Source organism: Baekduia alba, from assembly GCF_028416635.1.
Classification (GTDB): Bacteria; Actinomycetota; Thermoleophilia; order Solirubrobacterales; family Solirubrobacteraceae; genus Baekduia; species Baekduia alba.
Genome location: NZ_CP114013.1, coordinates 5,353,325 through 5,371,119, shown reverse-complemented (window position 1 = coordinate 5,371,119; position 17,795 = coordinate 5,353,325). Strand labels below are relative to the sequence as shown.

Genomic DNA, 17,795 nt, shown 5'->3' with positions numbered 1-17,795 from the left:
TTGGGTGCGTGCCCGACGGTCGGGCGGTCAGCCGGTGCCCTGCGCCTCGGCGCGGCGGCGCAGGAAGTAGCGCAGCCAGGACGCGCCGAAGGGGACGTAGACCCGGACCGTCGGGCGAACACCCTTACGCCGCGGGCGGCCGGCCGGCCGCCGATCGCGCACGCGGCTCCCTACTGTTCCGGGCGTGAAGGTCAGCGTCAGGCTGTTCGCGGGGTTGCGGGAGCGCGCGGGTCGGGACGAGCTGGAGCTCGACCTCCCCGACGGCGCCCGCGTGGCCGACGCGCTGGCCCAGGTCCAGCACCTCGCCCCGGGCGTGTCGCTCGTGCTGGCCGTCAACCGCGAGTACGCCGATGTCGACATGGTGTTGAACGCCGGCGACGAGCTGGCGGTCGTCCCGCCCGTCAGCGGCGGCGCGGTGCTCGACGGGCCGCTGTCGCTCGACGCGGTCGCGGCGCGGGTCGCCGATCCCCGCGCCGGCGCGGTCGTCACCTTCAGCGGGACCACGCGCGACGTGGAGTTCCTGGACTACGAGGCCTACGCCGAGATGGCCGCGGCGAAGATCGACGCGATCGTCGCCGAGGCGGTCGCGCGCCACGGCCTGTGCGCCGCAGCCGCCGACCACCGCTACGGCCGCGTGCCGCTGGGCGAGGCGTCGGTGCTGGTCGCCGCCAGCGCGCCGCACCGGCCCGAGGCCTTCGCCGGCGCGCGGGAGATCATCGACCGGATCAAGGCCGAGGCGCCGATCTGGAAGCGCGAGGAGGGCGCGTGGGTGGAAGGGACGGTGCCGCCGGCGCCCGCCGTCGCGCCCGCCGAGGAGGAGCCCGCCGCGCCGCGCGGCCCGGTCCTCGACGTCGCCGTCGACGCGCGCCTGGAGCACGGCGCGCGCGTCCTCGTCGTCCACGGCGCCGCCGAGGCGGTCGCGCGCGTCGGCTGGCTCGGCGGCCGCTTCCACCAGCTGCGCTGCGAGGAGCCGCTGCCGGCGCTCGCGCGCAACGCGACCGTCGAGCTGCGCCGCCTCGGCGACGACGAGCTGCTCGGCGAGGCGACGGTCCTCGACCCCGACGCCCAGCGCCACGGGGCGACCAACGACGCGCTGGTCCGCCTCGTCGCGCTGGAACGCGGCCTGACGCCGTCCGCCGACGCCTCGATCGCGCCGCCGCCGCTGGACGCCGAGGCGCTCGCGCTGGAGCGGCGCTACGTCGCGGCGCGCCACCAGCCGCCGCGCGACGCCGAGCTCTCGCCCGCCGAGCGCGCCGCGCTCTTCGCGCTGCGCGAGGCCGGCCGCGTCGTGCTGCTGGAGCGCGGGCGCCACGTGCACGTCGACTTCGCAGCGTAAGCGCGTCCGAATCCGGACATCTTCACCCGTTGGTCACGCGCAGGCGCGCCAACAAGGGAATGTGTGGCGCGTGCCCCGGATCCTGCTCGCCCTCGCCGCCGCTCTCGTCCTCGCCGCCGCGCCCGCGGTCGCCGACGCCAACGGCGGTCCCCACGGCCATGGCCACCACGGCCACCACGGGCACGGCCACCACCCGCCGAAGCCGCCGAAGACCGTCGACCTCCAGGTCCTCGGCATCAACGACCTCCACGGCAACCTCGAGCCGACGCTCGTCTCCGGCGCGGCCGCCGGCGGCGTCTCCTACCTCGGCACCTACCTCGCGCAGGCCAAGGCCGCCAACCCGAAGGGGACGATCGCCGTCCACGCGGGCGACACGGTCGGCGCCTCGCCGCTGATCTCGTCCTGGTTCCACGACGAGCCGACGATCGAGGCGACCAACCTCATGCACCTCGACGCCGGCACGCTCGGCAACCACGAGTTCGACGAGGGCGGGACCGAGATGCTGCGCCTGATCAAGGGCGGCCACCGCGACGACGGCAAGCAGTTCAAGGACGGCGTCGACACCTCCGACCCGAACTTCCCGGGTGCCGACTACCCCTACGTCTCGGCCAACGTCACCTATGCGGACTCCGGCCGCTACGTCCTGCCGCCGTTCACGATCGTCCGCCGCGAGGGCATCCCGGTCGGCATCATCGGCGTCACCACGACCGAGACGCCGGGCATCGTCGTCCCCGACGCGGTCGCGCCGTTCACGTTCGGCGACATCAGCGACGCCGTCAACAAGCAGGTCAGGGTCCTGCACCGGCTCGGCGTCCACACGATCGTCGTGCTCGCCCACGCGGGCGGCTTCCAGGATCCGGGCAAGCCCGTCGCCGGCGAGATCCTCGACGAGACCGCGCAGATGGACCCGGACGTCGACCTCGTCGTCGCCGGCCACACGCACAGCTTCCTGAACACCAAGGTCAACAACGCGCTGGTCGTCCAGGCCTACAAGTACGGCACCGCGTTCGACAAGGTCACGCTGACCGTGAACCGCAGGACGCGCGACGTCACCGCGTCCAAGGCCGACGTCGTCACGACCTACGACAAGGACGTGACGCCGCAGAGCGACCTCGCCACGCTCGTCCAGACGTTCAAGGACCGCATCGCGCCCGTCTCGTCGCGTCAGGTCGGCACGTCGGCCGCCGAGGCGACGCGGACGCAGAACGCCGCCGGCGAGAGCGCCCTCGGCGACCTGATCGCCGACGCCCAGGCCCACGAGGCCGGCTCGCAGCTCGCGCTGATGAACCCGGGCGGGATCCGCGCCGACCTCAAGGCGGGCCAGCTGACGTTCGGCGACCTGTTCGCGGTCCAGCCGTTCGACAACGGCCTCGTGAAGATGACCCTCACCGGCGCGCAGATCAAGGCGATCCTCGAGCAGCAGTTCCAGGCCGCCGGCGACAAGGTCCTCCAGATCTCCGGCATCAAGGAGACCTACGACCGCTCGCGGGCCGACGGAGACCGCGTCACGGCGCTCACGCTCGCCGACGGCACCGCGCTGGACCCCGCGGCGTCCTACTCCGTGGCGGCCAACAGCTTCCTGGCCACCGGCGGCGACGGCTTCACGGTCTTCGAGCAGGGCACGGGCGTGACGTCGCTGGGCACCGACATCGACGCGTTCGAGCACTACGTGGAGTCGCTGCCGCAGCCGTTCCCGATCCCGAACCCCTCGACCGAACAGCGCATCACCCGGACGGGCGGCTAGGTCGGACGCACCGCGATCTGGCTACGCTCTGGCCCATGGCTACCTGTCTGGTCACCGGCGGCGCCGGCTTCCTCGGCTCGCACCTGTGCGACGAGCTGCTGCGTCGGGGCAACCGCGTCATCTGCGTGGACAACCTCGAGACCGGCTCGCTGACCAACATCGAGCACATCCGCGTGCCTGAGTTCACGCTCCTGCACAAGGACATCGTGGAGCCGTACTTCGTCGACGAGCAGATCGACTTCGTCTACCACCTCGCGTCGCCGGCCTCGCCGATCGACTACCTGCGCCTGCCGCTGCAGACGCTGAAGGTCGGCTCGCACGGCACGCACCACTCGCTCGGCCTCGCCAAGGCGCACCGCGCCCGCTTCCTGATCGCGTCGACCTCCGAGGTCTACGGCGACCCGCAGGTCCACCCGCAGCCCGAGAGCTACTGGGGCCACGTCAACCCGATCGGCCCGCGCGGCGTCTACGACGAGGCCAAGCGCTACGCCGAGGCGCTGACGATGGCCTACCACCGCCAGCAGGGCGTGGACACGGCGATCATCCGCATCTTCAACACCTACGGCCCGCGCATGCGCCCCAACGACGGCCGCGCGATCCCGACGTTCATGCGCCAGGCGCTCACCGGCAAGCCGATCACGGTCTTCGGCGACGGCTCGCAGACCCGGTCGTTCACCTACGTCGACGACCTGATCGCGGGCATGATCAAGCTCGCCGAGTCCGGCTACCACGACCCCGTCAACGTCGGCAACCCCAACGAGTTCACGCTCCTGGAGCTGGCCGAGGCCGTCATCGACATCACCGGCTCGAGCTCGGAGATCGTCTACGAGGCGCTGCCCACCGACGACCCGAAGATCCGCCAGCCGAACATCGACCTGGCCAAGGAAGTCCTGGGCTGGGAGCCCACCGTGCAGCTGCGCGACGGCCTGCAGCGGACGCTCGACGAGTCGGGCGTCGACATGCTCGTCGGCGCCGCGCGGTAGCGTCTAGGGGCTGGCGGGCCTCCTGGCCCGCGGCGCTGAAACGCATCTCGCATGACGAACCCGAGACATCTGCCACCCTCGCCCGTTGAGGAACGCGAGATGCCAGATGTCAGCCCCGCGCACGGGAGGGTCGAGCTGGAGCCGCTGGATCTCCCCATGCCCGAGCGGGACATGCGCGCCAAGCGGCCGCCGTTCCTCAGCTTCCTGCTGCGCTGGTCGACGGTCAGGCGGGGCGCGCGGGTCATCTCGCTGCTCGCGCTGGACCTCGCAGCGATCGTCGGCGCGATCTTCACCGCGCTGTGCCTCAAGGCCGCTGCGCGCGACGCCTGGGACCCGAGCGTCTCGTGGGAGCAGGCCAAGGACTACGTGCCGTTCGCGTTCCTGGTCGCGTCGCTGCTGTTCGCGCGCTCGGGGCTGTACGCCGAGCGCGCGCAGCGCCCCGGGCTGACGCGGATCGTCGCGTCGCTGTTCCAGACGACGCTCGTGGCGCTGATCTTCGCCGTCGTCAACGGCGAGGACTTCTCCAGCTACTACATCTTCTACGGCACGCTGTTCTTCGGCGTCGCCTACGTCTCGACCGCGCGCTACGCCTACGAGCAGGTGACGGGCTGGCTGCTGCGCACCGCGGGCTACCAGCGGCGGGCGATCCTGGTCGGGACCGGCGAGCAGATCGAGGCGGTCGCGCACGCGCTGTCGGCCTCGGGCGGGCATTCGCCGGTCTCCGTCGTCGGGTTCATCTCGCTGACGCCGCGGCCCGACAACGGCCTGCGGTCGCTCGGGACGCTGGACGAGATCGGCGACATCGTCGGCGCCCAGCGCGTCGACGAGGTCATCATCGCCGACCCGGCGTTCCCGCAGCAGAAGGCGGTCGAGCTCGTCGACACCTGCCACCAGCGCGGGGTCGTGGTGCGGATCGCGCCGTCGACGATGGAGATCCTGATCCACCGCGCCGAGTTCGTGCCCGGCCAGTCGGTGCCGCTGTTCGAGCTCAAGCCGCCGGTCTTCGACGGCATCGACTTCGCGCTCAAGCGCACGTTCGACGTGACGGTTGCCACGGCGCTGCTGCTCGTGCTCAGCCCGGTGCTGATCGTCGCCGCCGCGGCCGTGCGGTTCACCTCGCGCGGGCCTGTCTTCTACAAGTCGTGGCGGCCCGGGATCGGCGGCGTGCCGTTCGCGTGCCTGAAGTTCCGGACGATGTACCACGACGCCGACCGGCGCCAGGCCGAGCTCGAGACCCAGAACGAGGCGTCGGGCGCGCTGTTCAAGATGCGCCACGACCCGCGCGTGACGAAGGTGGGCCGGATGATCCGGCCGATCTCGCTGGACGAGCTGCCGCAGCTGTTCAACGTGCTGCGCGGGGACATGTCGCTGGTCGGGCCGCGCCCGCTGCCGCAGCGCGACTTCGACCGGCTCGAGGAGTGGCACAAGAAGCGCTACCTCGTGCTGCCGGGCATCACGGGGCTGTGGCAGGTCTCGGGGCGCTCGGACCTGGACTTCGACGACCTGGTGCGCCTGGACTTCCTGTACCTGGAGCGCTGGTCGGTCTTCCTGGATCTGACGATCCTGGTCAAGACGGTCCCCGCGGTGTTCTCGCGCCGCGGCGCGTTCTAGCGCCCTGAGCGATTAGCTCGCCAGCGGGCCGTCGGGGTCGGGCGGCGCGAGCTTCAGCGCGGGGTGGGCGCGCAGCGGGGAGCCGGCGCCCCAGTAGATCAGGACGTCGACGTGCAGGCCCTTGCGCAGCGGCTTGATGCCCTTGGGTCCGATCTTCACCGAGATCACGGTGCCGCCGCGGTCCATCGCGCCCGAGCCGTGGCCGAGCCGGACGCCGTGCCGGGCGACGACGACGCTCGCGCTGATCTGGGCGGACGCCATCAGCTCGACGTCGACGGTGTGGGCCGCGCGATCGAGCGTCGCACTGCGGAAGGCGAGCGGCGGGGGTCCGGGCGGCGGCGGGCTGGGCGGCTGCTCGAAGAGCATCGCCCGACCGAAGCTACACCCTGCTCAGCAGTGCGTCACCCACGTAGCCGCCCGGCCGGACCCCAGGAGGGACCGCCCAGAGGCCGGAGCCGACGTGCTTGATGTACTCGTTGAGCGCGTCGTTGGCGCCGAGGTGGTTCTGGAGCGCGACGAACGCGGACGGCTCGCGCATGAAGGCGAGGAAGAACAGGCCGGCGTCGAGCTGGCCGAGGCGCTCCAGGCCGTCGGTGAAGGAGTAGCCGCGGCGCAGGATCTTGACGCCCTGGTTCGTGTCGGGGTGGGCGAGGCGGACGTGGCTGTCGGTCGGGAGCGTCGCCGGCTTCAGCGTCTGGAACTCGTCGGTGCCGCCGAGCGGCGCGCCGAGGACCTTCGTGCGGCCGATCGTCTGCTCCTGGTCCTTGAGCGACGCGCGGTCCCAGACCTCGATCAGCATCCGGATCCGGCGCGCGACGAGGTAGGAGCCGCCGGTCAGCCAGTCGGGCTCGCCGGGCTTGCCGCCGACCCAGACGTGCTGGGCCATGTCGGCGGTGTCCTCGAGCTTGATGTTCGCGGTGCCGTCCTTGAAGCCCATCAGGTTGCGCGGCGTCGCCTGCGCGCGCGAGGTGGTCGACGTGCGCCCGAAGCCGAGCTGGGACCAGCGCACGGTGACGAGGCCGCGGCCGAGCCGCGCGAGGTTGCGCACGGCGTGGAACGCGACCTGCGGATCGTTGGCGCAGGCCTGGACGCAGAGGTCGCCGCCGCTGCGGTCCTGGTCGAGCTCGTCGCCGGGGAGGTCGGGCAGCGGCGTCAGGGCCGCGGGCCGATGGCGCTCCAGGCCGAAGCGCTCGTCGAACAGCGCCGGGCCGAAGCCGAACGTGACCGTCAGGTTGGCGGGCGTGAGGTCCATCGCCTCGCCGGTGTCGTCCGGGGGCGCGAGCTGCGCGCCTGCCGGCCCGGCGCCGATCGGCTGCCCGCCGGCCATCGTCGCGGCCGCCTCGGTCCACTGCTTCATCAGGTCGCGGACGTCGCTGCCCTTGACGCCGGGCTCGACGTCGAACGCCGCGAAATGCAGGCGATCCTGCGCCGGCGTGGCGATGCCGGCCTGATGCTCTCCGTGGAACGGGACGATGTGCGTGGCGCCGGTCGGGCTGCCATCCCCATCACCCTCCTGCCCCGCGGCGAAGCCGACGCCGGCCGCAGCCGCGACCGCCGCTGCCGCGCTGCCGGAGGTGATGAGTGCACGTCGAGTGAGAGCCATAGTTAGGGTGACCGAACATGCTACCCGCTCCGCGCGTCCCGCTCGGCGCCGGCAGCGCGATCGCCCTCGGCCGCGGCGCGCGCCAGCGTGGCCGCCGGCGCTCACGCCCCGCTACGCCGGGCAGCCGACCTCGTGCGCCGGCGGGACGTCACGGGGCGCGCCGGGCGCGAGCCCGGGATCGGGGCGGGCTCGTCTCACGCGCCCCGCTCGTCGCGGTCGGCGCCGATGGCGCCGCCAACCCCTCCTCGCTGCCCGGCTCGCGGCCCGGGCCACCAACCGCGTCAACGGTGCCTAGGTGTCCTCTGCGGACACCGGAACACCGTTGACGCGCTAGTAGGCGGCGACGGCCAGCAGGTGCTCGTCGAACGCGGCGACCTTCTGGGTGTCCTCGTAGACGCGCTCGCGGACGACCCTGCCGAGCCGGGTGGTGAGCACGATCACCGAGCGGTTCTCATACACCTTGGTCCCGGCCGCGTCGCGGGCCCAGTCGTCGAAGAGCACCGCGATCCGCGTCGCCCACGGCGGTCCGGCGACGAAGACGTCGGTGATCTCGCCGCGCAGGCCGGCGGCGAGGAACCGGTTCAGGAAGCCCTCGATCTCCGCGCGGCCGCGGTAGACCGGCCCCCACGAGTGCTCGCCGGGGAACTCGAGCGTGGCGTCGTCGGCGTACATCGCCACGAGCGGCCCGGGGTTGCCGGCCATCAGCGCGGTGACGTTGCGGCGCAGCATGGCGCGCACCGCCGCGGCGTACAGCGGCCGGGCGAGGGTGGCGAAGGTGAGGAGGAGGAGAGGGCGTTTCATGGGTTCGCGGCTCCGATTAGGTAGATCGCTCTAACGAGGACGCTAGCTATCATCGGGCCCGATGTCGACCCCCACTCGTCAGCGCATCGTCGAGGCCGGCGCCGAGCTCGTGCGCCACAAGGGCTACGCCGGGACCGGCGTCAAGGAGATCGTGGCCGTCGCGCAGGCGCCCTTCGGCTCGCTCTACCACCACTTTCCCGGCGGCAAGGAGCAGCTCGGCGAGGAGGTCATCCGCTACGGCGGCGCCGAGTACGGCAAGTTGGGGCCCTTGATCTTCGACGCGGCACCCGACGTCGTCACCGGCGTCCGGATGTTCTTCGACGGCGCCGCGGACAACCTCGTCGAGAGCAACTGGACCGCTGGCTGCCCGATCGCGACCGTCGCGCTGGAGGTGGCCAACACCTCCGAGCCGCTGCGCCAGGCGACGGCCGAGGTGTTCACCTCCTGGATCGACGGCCTCGCGCCGCGGTTCGCCGCGGCGGGCCTGCCCGACGCCCGCGCGCGCGAGATCGCGATCACGTTCATCGCCGCTCTGGAGGGCGCCTTCGTCCTGTCCCAGTCCTGGCGCGACGCCGCACCGCTGCGCATCGCCGGCGCCACCGTGGCGCGCGAGCTGGAGGCGGCGCTGGCCTGACCGGCTAGCGTCGTGACGCTAGGTCGCCGCGCCGTCGTGGAGGCCGCGGCGGCGCTCTTCGGAGGACTGCGTGCCCGGCAGGCGCTGCAGGAGGAGGTCCTCGATGCGGTCCGCGTAGGCGTCGGCGCCGAAGCGCTGCGCCGCCGCCCGCGCAGCGGCGCCCATCGCCTCGCGGTGCTCCAGCACCTCGAGGACCGCGACGGCCAGGGCCGCCGTGTCGCCCGGCTCGACGAGCTTGCCGGTCACGCCGTCGTCGACCAGCTCCGGCAGCCCGTCGACGCGCGTCGCGACGACCGGCGTCCCGGCGGCCATGGCCTCGGCCACGACCGTCCCGAACGGCTCCTGCGTCGAGGGCAGCACGAGCACGTCGAGCTGGCCCAGGATCCCCGCCGCCTCGGCGACGCGGCCGACGTGGTCGACCTTCGAGGAGGCCCGGACGGCGGTCGCGTACGCGCTGTCCTCGTCCTCGTAGGGGTCGTCGCCGACGATCACGACGCGCACGTCGGGCCGCGCGGCCCGGATCGCCGGCGCCGCCTTCACGAGCTCCAGCGCGCCCTTGCGCGGCACCAGCCGCCCGACGAACCCGACCACGGGCGCCGCGGCGCCACCCGCGCTCGCGCGCGCCGGCCACGGCGCCTCCCGCGGCTCCGGATCCAGATCGACCGGGCAGCCGATCACGTAGACGTCGAGCGGATCGAGCCGGGCCCCGACGGCCTTGGAGTCCGCCAGCACGAGGTCGGCCCCGTGCCAATGGCGCGGCACGCGGTCGACGATGTCGTGCACGTGCAACACGGTGGTCTTGCCGCGCAGCGCCGGGAGCAGCCGCCCGGCGACCGTCCCGTTGAGGTACGTCACGTCGGCGTCGCGCGACAGCTTGCGCGCCCGCGGCCAGGACGCGACGGCGCGCGCGCCGGCCCCGTGCTCCAGCCCGCCGAGCTCCAGCGGCTCCCACGGCCAGCCGGTCGCCTCCAGCTCAGGCGCCGGCGTGCGCCCCGGAGACGTGAGCGCGATGTCCCACCCGCGCCGCTCCAGGCGGCGCAGCAGACGCAGCAGCCCGATCTCCGGACCTCCGGGTCGGTCGACCTGGCAGACGGCGAGCAGCCTCATCCCGAGCCGTCCTAGCGCGACTTCTTGCGCTTCTTGGCCTTGGCCTTGGCCTTGGCCTCGCGCTCGGCCTTCGCCGTGGCCTGGAGCGTGATGAGCCGCAGGGCCTTGAGGTAGTCGGCCTTGCCGGTCGGCGACTGCGGATCGAGGTAGAGCGCGGGGCCGAGCAGGCGCAGCGCGAGCTGCGGGTCGTTCTCCTGCTCCAGCGCGAACCCGGACAGGTACTCCCACGTCGACGGGTTGTTGGGCTGCAGGCGAACGGCCTCCACGAGCGCGTCGCGGGCCTGGTCGCGGTGCTGCGCGGTGCTCTCGACGAGCGCGCGCGTGAGCAGCGGGTCGATCGACAGCGGGTTGCGGTCCTCGGCGGTGTGCGTCGCCGCGAGCGCCTTGTTGTAGTCCTTGGCCGCGAGCGTCAGCGCCTCGTTCTGCGCGTGGACGGAGCCGAGCGGCAGCCACGCCGTCCAGGCGGCGAGCCCGCCGAGGGCGATGGCGCCCACCGCCACGGCGACGCGCACCGGCGACCGCGCGCCCTGCGCGATCCGCGCGCGAAGCATCCGCGGGTCGGCGGCCGGCTCCTCGAGCGGCCCGCGACCGGCCACCCAGCCCGCGGCGACCAGCGCGACCACGGCGGTGCCGGGCACGAACCAGGTCCAGTCGATGAACGAGTGCACGCCGAAGATCAGCACCGTGGTGGCGAGCGTCGCCATCGCGACGTGCTCGGGGCCGAAGGTCACCGGCGGGGCCACGCCGCGCGCCCCGGCCTCCGGCGGCGGACGCTGCAGCGCGCCGCGCGCGAACGCCGGCACCGGGATCCGCCAGCCGAGCGTCCGCGCGGTCGCGATCAGCCACGCGAGCAGCAGCGCGCCGCTGGCGAGCAGTCCGAGCGTGCCGAGGTCGGCCGCGGTCTGCACCGCGTAGCCGTGCGAGTGCTTCACGTCGAGCCGGTCGGTCCGGTAGCGCAGCCGCGCGGTCGCGTAGCCGCCGGCGCCGACGCCCTTGACGGCGTGGGCCTTGTAGATCTTGATCGACTCGTCCCAGTAGCGCGCGCGCACGCTGCCGACCGAGGTCAGCCGGCTCGGGTCGTTGAGGACGGTGGTCTTGTCGGTGGGGTCGGTCAGCGACTTCCAGCCGCTGGAGATCGTCCCGCCCAGGCCCTTGGAGGACATCGCCAGCGCGACGACCAGCGCGACCGGGACGAGCGCCAGCGCCACCAGGATGGTCGCGCCCGCGCGCTTGCGCGCCGGCTCCGAGGGCGCGCGCTGGGCGGCCGCGAAGCCGAAGGCGAGGCCCAGGGCGAGCAGCGCGACGGCCATCACGGCGACCGCGATGCCGAGCTCGTGCCCGGACGTCGCGCGCTGCCCGAGCGAGATGCCGTCCTTGGTCAGCGTGTCCTGGGAGAAGACCCAGCCGGCGACCGCCAGCGCGCCGAGCGCGCCGGTCGCCAGCACCGCGACGCCGCGCAGCCGCAGCGGCACGACCACGAACCAGAAGGCGACGCCGATCGCCACCGCCAGCAGCGAGCCGCGCGAGTACGCCAGCAGCACGGTCAGCAGCAGGATCCCCATGATGGGGTAGGCGAGCGCGTTGACGGCGGCGTGGCCTGAGCGGCGCGCGCCGAGCCACAGCGTCGGCGGGACGCCGAGGGCGGCGGTCAGGCCGACGGCGTTCCAGTAGCCGTAGGGCTCGCGCAGGCGCGCGTAGGTCCCAGAAGAGTGCAGCGCGCCCGGGAAGACCTTGGTCAGGATCGCCCAGACGCAGATGGCCGCCGCCGCGGCGCACAGCGCGCCGAGCATCGCGCTCCACCACGCGCCGACCGTCCGCGCGCCGGCGACGGCCGCGCCGAAGATCATCATGTAGGCGAAGGTGCGGTTGGCCTCCAGCCACGCGTCGGCCGGCTGGATCGCCCAGGTGATCGACAGCGCGGTCAGCGCGGCGAGCGCCGCGAAGCAGGCGATGGTGAACCCGCCCCACCAGCGACGGTCGCTGACCGCCAGCACGGCGAGCGCGGCGAAGACCGCGCCGACGACGTCGAGCGCCATCTCGACCTTCGTCGTCGGGCCCAGCGCGAGGCCGCCGCCGGCGCGGAGGCCCACGGCGGTCAGGGCGACGGCGAGCGCGACGCCGAACAGCGTCTCGCCCGCGGGCCGGCGCGACGCGCGGCGGCGCCGGGTCCCGCCTAGGATGCGTGCGTCAGGCGGTGCGGCGACTGAGGACAAGGCGTCGTGTCCCGAAGCCGGCGGCCCCGATGCCGGCGAGGATCAAGAGGGCCAGGACGGCGAGCAGGGGCGCGGGCAGATCGCTGACGCCGCTGGACTTCTGCCCGCCGAGCTCGCCCGGGTAGATCGGGCGGCCGTCGAGCTTGATCGGCGAGTCGCCCGCGGCGACGGCCTTCTGGAAGGCGGCCTTCTCGGCGTCGGTCGCGCTGGCGAGCGGATCGGTGCCGGCCGGCGCGGCCGTGGCGGTGTCGCCGTTGCCGGCGCTGCCGGCGGTCCCGCCGCCGGTGCCGCCGGTCGTGCCGCCGCCGGTGCCGCCGCCCGCGCCGCCGTTGGCGCCGCCGCCAGTGCCGCCGCCGTCACCGCCGAGCTGCTTGCGCTGGATCTGGCTGCGGCAGTCGGTGTACTCGTCGACGTCGGCCGGGAGGTGCGCGAGCGCGTCGGCGTAGGCCTTCTGCGAGTAGCTGCCGTCGATCTGCCCGTCGGTGCAGTCGTGGAAGATGTCCTTGCGCGTGTTCGCGGACGCAGCGGTCGGCAGCGCGACGCAGAGCGCGAGGAGGAGGGCGAGGGCTGTTGCGATCCGGAGACGGAGGCGCATGGCGCGACGCGGGCCTCCGTGGTGGCGGTGCTGATGCTGGAGTCCCTGCTGGGTGGACACGTTAGCGATCCCTTCCTTGGGCCGCGCCGACGCTCACCAGGGCTTCGGACACGCCGGCGGCCCACGCGGCGAACGTGAAGGCGGCGGCGTCGTCGCGCGCCTGGGTGCCGAGGCGCTCCAGGAGCGGCCGGTCGGCGCGCAGGCGGCGCAGCGCCGCGGCGAGCGCGGCCGCGTCCCCGGCGGCGACGACGAGGCCGTTGCGCTCGTGGCGCACGAGCTCGCCGGCGGCGGCGCCGACGGCGGTGGTGGCGATGACGGGCAGTCGTTGGTGCATGGCTTCGTTGGCGACCAGGCCCCACGGCTCGAGGAAGTCCCGGGTGGCGATGGCCGACATCACGAGGACGTCGGCGCCGGCGTAGAAGTTGCGCAGCTGGTCCGGTGGTCGTGCCCCGATCGGGGTGCCGTCACCCACCAGGGTCAGCTGCTCGGCGGGCGCCGAGAAGCCGGTCTCGCGCCAGGCGCGCTCGAGCTCCGGCAGACCCTTGTAGCGCGCGGCGCGGCCGACGTTGAGCGCGACGAACTCCGCGCCGGCCGGTCGCTGGGGGTCGCCGGCGGGCGCGGTCCAGAAGGTGGCGTCGACCGCCTGGGGCGCGATGTGCACGTTGCCGGCGCCGCGCTGGGCGACGAACGCGCTGACGTGCGACCCGTAGGTGATGACGGCGTCGGCGTTCTTGTACAGGAACCGGAGCAGGGGCGCGCCGGCCACGGTGAACGCGGGCGTGCGCGGGTGCGCCCAGAGGGCGGTCCACAGCAGGAACGGCGTCCTGGACCGCCGCGCGCCGAGGTACGCGGCCGGCAGCGCGGTGCGGCCCGCGGTCCCGGCGATCACCGCGCGGTAGCGGCCCGACGCGGCCAAGGTGTAGGCCTCGCGCTCGGCGATGTGGTCGTGCGGGATCGCGAGGTGCTCGACCGGACCCGTGGCGTGATGCGAGCGACCGCCGAACAGGGCAAGGTGGAGGCCTTGCTGTTCATGAAGGGCTTGGAACGCGCCGGCCCGGTCGGGCGCGACGAGGTTCGTGACGAGCAGGACCGGCCGTGGGTCGGCCGTCATCCCGCGAGGGCCTCCTCGTAGGCGCGGACGGTCGCCGCGCCGCAGGCGTCCCAGGTGAAGTGGGCGGCGACGGTCGCCTGCGCGGCCGCGCCGATGCGCGCGCCCCAGTCGCCGTCGAGCAGCGTGTCGATCGCGCCCGCCAGCGCCTCGGGGTCGCCGGGCGGGACGAGCCGCATGCCGTGGCCGAGCCGCGCGATGTCCTCTGGGCCGGGCTCGCCGCGCGACCCGATCGCGGGCAGGCCGGCGGCCATCGCCTCGACGTAGGCGACGCCGAACGCCTCGTCGGTCGAGGGCATGACGAAGACCGAGGCGTCGCGGCCGCGCTTGAGCGCCTCGTCGTGCGGGAGCGGGCCGGTGAACTCGACGCGGTCCTGGAGGTCGAGCTGGCGGGCGAGCAGCGCGAGGCTGTCGCGCTCCGGGCCGTCGCCGATCAGCCGGTAGCGCAGGTCGGGGCGGCGCTCGCGCAGGATCCACATCGCGCGCAGGACATCGGCCTGGCGCTTGCGGGCGATGAGCTGGCCGACGGTGACGAGCGTCGGGCGGGCGGGCGGCCTGCGCTCCATCGGGATGAGGTCGGTGCCCAGGTGCACCACCTTGGTCCGGCGCGCGCCGAGCTCGCGGCAGGCGCGCTCGATCCCGAACGAGTTGGCAAGCACGAGGCGCGCGGCCGAGAACGCGTGGCGGACGCGGGCGTTGCCGGCCGGCAGGCGGGCGGTGTGGAAGACGTCGCCGCCGTGCTCGGAGATGACGAGCGGCGTGCGGTCGCGCGTCCGGAGGACGGCGTCGGCCGACGGGACGGCGTAGTGGGCGTGGACCAGGTCGTAGGGGAACGTGCGGCGGATCCTGCGGAGCTCGAGCGCGAGGCCGGGCGCCGCGAACGCGCCCCAGTGCGGGTAGCTGCGGCCGCGCGGTGGCGAGACGAACTTGAGGTAGCGGACGTCGAGGCCGTCGAGCTCGACGCGGGCGGGCTGCGCGAGCGCGGCGCGCCAGGCGGCGCGGTCGCGCATGCGCGCGGCCGGCGCGATCGGACGGTGCAGGACGACGACGCGGACCTCGGCGCCGTGGTCGCGCGCGGCGAGCGCCTGGCGGTGGGCCCAGATCCCGAGCGCCGGCTCGGCGACGCGGGGGTAGAACTCGGCCACCACCAGGACCTTCACCGCTCACCGATCCTGTGCGCTTCGAGGGTCCGGACGGCGTCGCGCGTGACGTACGGGCGGCCGTCGAGGAAGCGGCGCGCCTCGGCGGCGGCGGTCTCGCGCGGGTAGCCCTCGGCGGCGGGGCGGATCGTGTGGCCGATCGGCGTGGCGTCGACGACGCCGATCCGCCAGCCGTGGTCGCGCGCGACCGCCGACCAGTGCGCGTCCAGGCCCCAGCCCATCTTGAGGTGCTCGGGGAACGGCAGGAGCGCGGCGGCGGCGCGGCGGTCGAACGCGGTGACCGGGCCGATCTCCACGAAGTTGGTCTCGCGCCAGTCGCTGCCGGCGCGGCGGCGGGTCACGTCCCACGCGGCGTGCGAGTGGCGGCGGTGGGCGGGCTGGGCGAGGCTGAGGTCGCCGGCCTCGGCGCAGGCGATGAACGTGTCGAGGAAGGCGCGCGGGAACGCGACGTCGTCGTCGGTGACGACGATCCAGTCGAAGGCGCCGACGTCGTGGTGGGCGAGGAGCGCGTCGAGGTTCTCGAACTTGCCGCGGCCGGGCGTGGCCGGCGCGGTGTCGACCGTGACGTCGTGGCGGGAGCGCAGCAGCTCGGCGCGGGTCGACGCCATCAGGTTGGGGACGTCGAGGCGCTCGAGGCCGACGACGAGCACCCGGCGGCGCGGGCCCCGCCGCGCGGCGGTCCGCAGGCGGCGCGCGCGGGCCGGGAGCTGGAGGACGTCGTGCAGCGCGTCGTGGGCGCGCAGGACGCGGCCGCGCTGGCCGGCGACGTAGCCGGAGCGGCCGCTGAGGAAGTCGTCGACGCCCGGGGTCGCGGGTGGCGGCGGGGGCGGCGCGAGGCGCTCGGCGAGCAGCGAGCGCAGGCGGCCGAGCGAATGGGCGGTGAGGATCGGGCCGTTGGCGCAGCGGAAGCGCGGGCCGTGGGCGAGGCAGCCGGCGAGGACGCGGAGCTCGTGCTCGGTCGACGGCGCGGTGTTCTTGGAGATGTCGAACCGGCGCGAGGCGCGGCCGCGGCGGTAGGCGGCGCGGGCGAGGTCGAAGAGGCGGGCGTCGTCGCCGGCCCGGCGGTGGTCCAGCGCGGCGCCGGCGATGTAGCGGATGCGCCCGCCGGACCGCTTCAGGCGCGCCTGCCACTCCTGCTCGTCGCCGTAGAGCTCGCGGGTCTCGTCGAACGGCCCGACCTGCCGCAGCGCCGCGCGCCGCACCGCCATGTTCGCGCCCCAGGCGTGCGGCGCGTCGCGGTCGGCGGTGCCGAGGTCGAGGTGCGTGATCGGCGGGTCCTCGCGCCCGCAGAAGCGCGGGTGGTGGTCCTCGAAGCGCGCGTGGATCGGGCCGGTGAGGACGCCGACGTCGTGCGGCAGCGTCGCGTCGGCGACCACGAGCGCGGCGAGCCAGCCGGGGCGGACCTCGACGTCGTCGTCGACGTAGACGAGCAGCGGCGCGTCCGTGCTGTCCGCGCCGGTGTTGCGCGCGGCGTTGAGCCCGCGGCCGCGGTCGTGCGCGACGTACCGGGCGCCGTGGCGCAGCGCCGCCTCGCGCGTCGCCGGCGTCGGCCCGTCGTCGACCACCAGCACATCGGCCCCGAGCGCCTCGGCCTGCGGCACGATCGACGCCAGCGCGACATCGAGGTACGCGGGACGCCCGGCGGTGGGCAGGATGACGGCGACGGGCGCGGGCACGGACGGATGGGACGTTAGTGATCGACCCACGAGTGGGCCCGTCCAGACCCACTAGGGTCGCCGCCAGTGATCCTGTTCCTGCACAACCGCTACCGCGTCTCCGGGGGTGAGGAGCGGGTCGTGGAGGACCTCGCCTGGCTCGTGCGGGAGCGGTTGGGCGAGGATGTCGAGGTGCTGGAGCGCGACAGCGCCGCGGTCGGCCGGGCGCGCGCCGCGCTGGGCCTGCTGCGCGGCGGCCTGGCGCCGGAGGAGGTCGGCGACGCGGTGGCGCGCGGCGGCGCGCGGATCGTGCACGCGCACAACCTGCACCCGACGCTCGGATGGCGCGCGCTGGCCGCGGCGCGGGCGGCGGGTGCGCGAACCGTGCTGCACCTGCACAACTACCGGTTGGTCTGCGCGGTCGGCACGTGCGTCAACCCGCGCGGCGAGGACTGCGTGCGGTGCCATGGGCGCGCGACGCTGCCGGGCGTGCGGCTGAACTGCCGCGGCTCGCGCGTCGAGGCGGCGACCTACGCGGCGGCGCTCGCCGCCCATCAGCGGCGAATGGTGGAGCAGGCCGACGCGATCGTCGTGCCGAGCGTGGCGGCGCGGGAGCGGCTCGTCGCGTTGGGCGCGCCCGCGCGGGTCGGCGAGGCGACGGTGCTGGGCCACGTCGTCCGGCGGTTCGCGGCGCAGCCGCCCGCGGCGCCGCGGCCACCGCGCGCGATCGTTACGTCGCGGCTGGCGCGCGAGAAGGGCGTCGACCTCGCGATCGCCGCCTGCGCGGCGGCAGCCCTGCCGCTGACGATCTGCGGCGACGGGCCGCTGGCGGGCGAGCTGCGCGCGCAGGCCGCCGCGCTCGGCGCCGACGTCGCCTTCGCCGGCCGCGTCGACGAGGACGCGCTGGCCCGGCTGCGCGCGGAGGCGACCGTCGCCCTCGTCCCCTCGCGCGCGCAGGAGACGTTCGGCCTCGCCGCGCTGGAGGCCATGGCCGCGGGCCTGCCCGTCGTCGCGACGCGCGTCGGCGCGCTGGCCGAGCTGGAGGGCGACGCGACGCTCGTCGCGCCCGAGGACGTCACGGCGCTGGCCTCCGCCGTCCTCGCCGCCTCGGGCGACCCCTCCGCCGGCGCCCGCGCGCTCGTGGCCGCCCGCCGCCGCGCCGCGCCCGATGTCGTCGCCCCGCGCCTCGCGGCGCTGTACGACGCCGTCGCCGCCGGCCCGCCGTCCGCCTAGCGCCCGGGCCAG

At 74.6% G+C, this 17,795-nt stretch carries 16 protein-coding genes; 6 read left to right on the top strand and 10 right to left on the bottom strand.

Translation table 11 applies throughout. The features are described from left to right. Nucleotides 1-27: 27 nt before the first annotated feature. Nucleotides 28-162, bottom strand: a complete 135-nt coding sequence (locus DSM104299_RS26875) for a hypothetical protein (RefSeq protein ID WP_272474750.1) — start codon at nucleotides 160-162, stop codon at nucleotides 28-30. Between the two features lie 22 nt (nucleotides 163-184). Between DSM104299_RS26875 and DSM104299_RS26870 the strand changes: the two genes are divergently transcribed. The 4 genes from DSM104299_RS26870 (at nucleotide 185) to DSM104299_RS26855 (ending at nucleotide 5,674) form a co-directional block, all read left to right on the top strand. Beyond that, nucleotides 185-1,336 carry a molybdenum cofactor biosynthesis protein MoaE gene (locus DSM104299_RS26870; RefSeq protein ID WP_272474749.1) on the top strand — a complete coding sequence of 384 codons (1,152 nt, stop codon included), beginning with the start codon at nucleotides 185-187 and terminating at the stop codon, nucleotides 1,334-1,336. A 70-nt stretch (nucleotides 1,337-1,406) separates the two neighbouring features. Next, entirely contained in the window at nucleotides 1,407-3,080 is a 1,674-nt protein-coding gene (locus DSM104299_RS26865; protein ID WP_272474748.1) for a bifunctional metallophosphatase/5'-nucleotidase, read from the top strand. Between the two features lie 35 nt (nucleotides 3,081-3,115). Further along, nucleotides 3,116-4,063, top strand: a complete 948-nt coding sequence (locus tag DSM104299_RS26860; protein ID WP_272474747.1) for a UDP-glucuronic acid decarboxylase family protein — start codon at nucleotides 3,116-3,118, stop codon at nucleotides 4,061-4,063. A 99-nt stretch (nucleotides 4,064-4,162) separates the two neighbouring features. Further along, nucleotides 4,163-5,674 carry a sugar transferase gene (locus tag DSM104299_RS26855; RefSeq protein ID WP_272474746.1) on the top strand — a complete coding sequence of 504 codons (1,512 nt, stop codon included), beginning with the start codon at nucleotides 4,163-4,165 and terminating at the stop codon, nucleotides 5,672-5,674. Between the two features lie 12 nt (nucleotides 5,675-5,686). Here the strand turns inward: DSM104299_RS26855 and DSM104299_RS26850 are convergent, their stop codons facing one another. The 3 genes from DSM104299_RS26850 to DSM104299_RS26840 form a co-directional block, all read right to left on the bottom strand. Beyond that, nucleotides 5,687-6,040, bottom strand: a complete 354-nt coding sequence (locus DSM104299_RS26850) for a hypothetical protein (RefSeq protein WP_272474745.1) — start codon at nucleotides 6,038-6,040, stop codon at nucleotides 5,687-5,689. Between the two features lie 13 nt (nucleotides 6,041-6,053). Then, nucleotides 6,054-7,277, bottom strand: coding sequence for an iron uptake transporter deferrochelatase/peroxidase subunit (gene efeB, locus DSM104299_RS26845; RefSeq protein ID WP_272474744.1), 1,224 nt, complete (start codon nucleotides 7,275-7,277; stop codon nucleotides 6,054-6,056). Nucleotides 7,278-7,607: 330 nt separating this feature from the next. After that, nucleotides 7,608-8,078 (bottom strand): nuclear transport factor 2 family protein, encoded by a 471-nt coding sequence (locus tag DSM104299_RS26840; RefSeq protein ID WP_272474743.1) that lies wholly within the window; start codon nucleotides 8,076-8,078, stop codon nucleotides 7,608-7,610. 61 nt (nucleotides 8,079-8,139) lie between these two features. Between DSM104299_RS26840 and DSM104299_RS26835 the strand changes: the two genes are divergently transcribed. Further along, on the top strand, nucleotides 8,140-8,712 hold the full coding sequence (locus tag DSM104299_RS26835; RefSeq protein ID WP_272474742.1) for a TetR/AcrR family transcriptional regulator: 573 nt from the start codon (nucleotides 8,140-8,142) through the stop codon (nucleotides 8,710-8,712). 18 nt (nucleotides 8,713-8,730) lie between these two features. Here the strand turns inward: DSM104299_RS26835 and DSM104299_RS26830 are convergent, their stop codons facing one another. The 6 genes from DSM104299_RS26830 to DSM104299_RS26805 all read right to left on the bottom strand — a co-directional run bounded on the left by DSM104299_RS26830 (nucleotide 8,731) and on the right by DSM104299_RS26805 (nucleotide 16,571). Beyond that, the gene (locus tag DSM104299_RS26830) at nucleotides 8,731-9,819 is read right to left on the bottom strand and encodes a glycosyltransferase family 4 protein (protein ID WP_272474741.1); all 1,089 of its coding nucleotides are present in this window, start codon (nucleotides 9,817-9,819) and stop codon (nucleotides 8,731-8,733) included. An 11-nt stretch (nucleotides 9,820-9,830) separates the two neighbouring features. Next, entirely contained in the window at nucleotides 9,831-11,909 is a 2,079-nt protein-coding gene (locus DSM104299_RS26825) for a tetratricopeptide repeat protein (RefSeq protein ID WP_272474740.1), read from the bottom strand. Between the two features lie 97 nt (nucleotides 11,910-12,006). Next, on the bottom strand, nucleotides 12,007-12,627 hold the full coding sequence (locus DSM104299_RS26820; RefSeq protein WP_272474739.1) for a hypothetical protein: 621 nt from the start codon (nucleotides 12,625-12,627) through the stop codon (nucleotides 12,007-12,009). Between the two features lie 61 nt (nucleotides 12,628-12,688). After that, nucleotides 12,689-13,738 carry a glycosyltransferase gene (locus tag DSM104299_RS26815; RefSeq protein ID WP_272474738.1) on the bottom strand — a complete coding sequence of 350 codons (1,050 nt, stop codon included), beginning with the start codon at nucleotides 13,736-13,738 and terminating at the stop codon, nucleotides 12,689-12,691. Next, complete coding sequence (locus tag DSM104299_RS26810; protein WP_272474737.1) at nucleotides 13,735-14,895, bottom strand: glycosyltransferase; 1,161 nt, start codon at nucleotides 14,893-14,895, stop codon at nucleotides 13,735-13,737. The genes DSM104299_RS26815 and DSM104299_RS26810 overlap by 4 nt, the downstream gene beginning before the upstream one ends. After that, entirely contained in the window at nucleotides 14,892-16,571 is a 1,680-nt protein-coding gene (locus tag DSM104299_RS26805; RefSeq protein ID WP_272474736.1) for a glycosyltransferase family 2 protein, read from the bottom strand. Before DSM104299_RS26805 ends, DSM104299_RS26810 begins: the two co-directional genes overlap by 4 nt. A 66-nt stretch (nucleotides 16,572-16,637) precedes the next feature. Here DSM104299_RS26805 and DSM104299_RS26800 point away from each other — a divergent pair, with 66 nt between their 5' ends. After that, nucleotides 16,638-17,783 (top strand): glycosyltransferase family 4 protein, encoded by a 1,146-nt coding sequence (locus tag DSM104299_RS26800; protein WP_272474735.1) that lies wholly within the window; start codon nucleotides 16,638-16,640, stop codon nucleotides 17,781-17,783. Nucleotides 17,784-17,795: the final 12 nt, after the last annotated feature.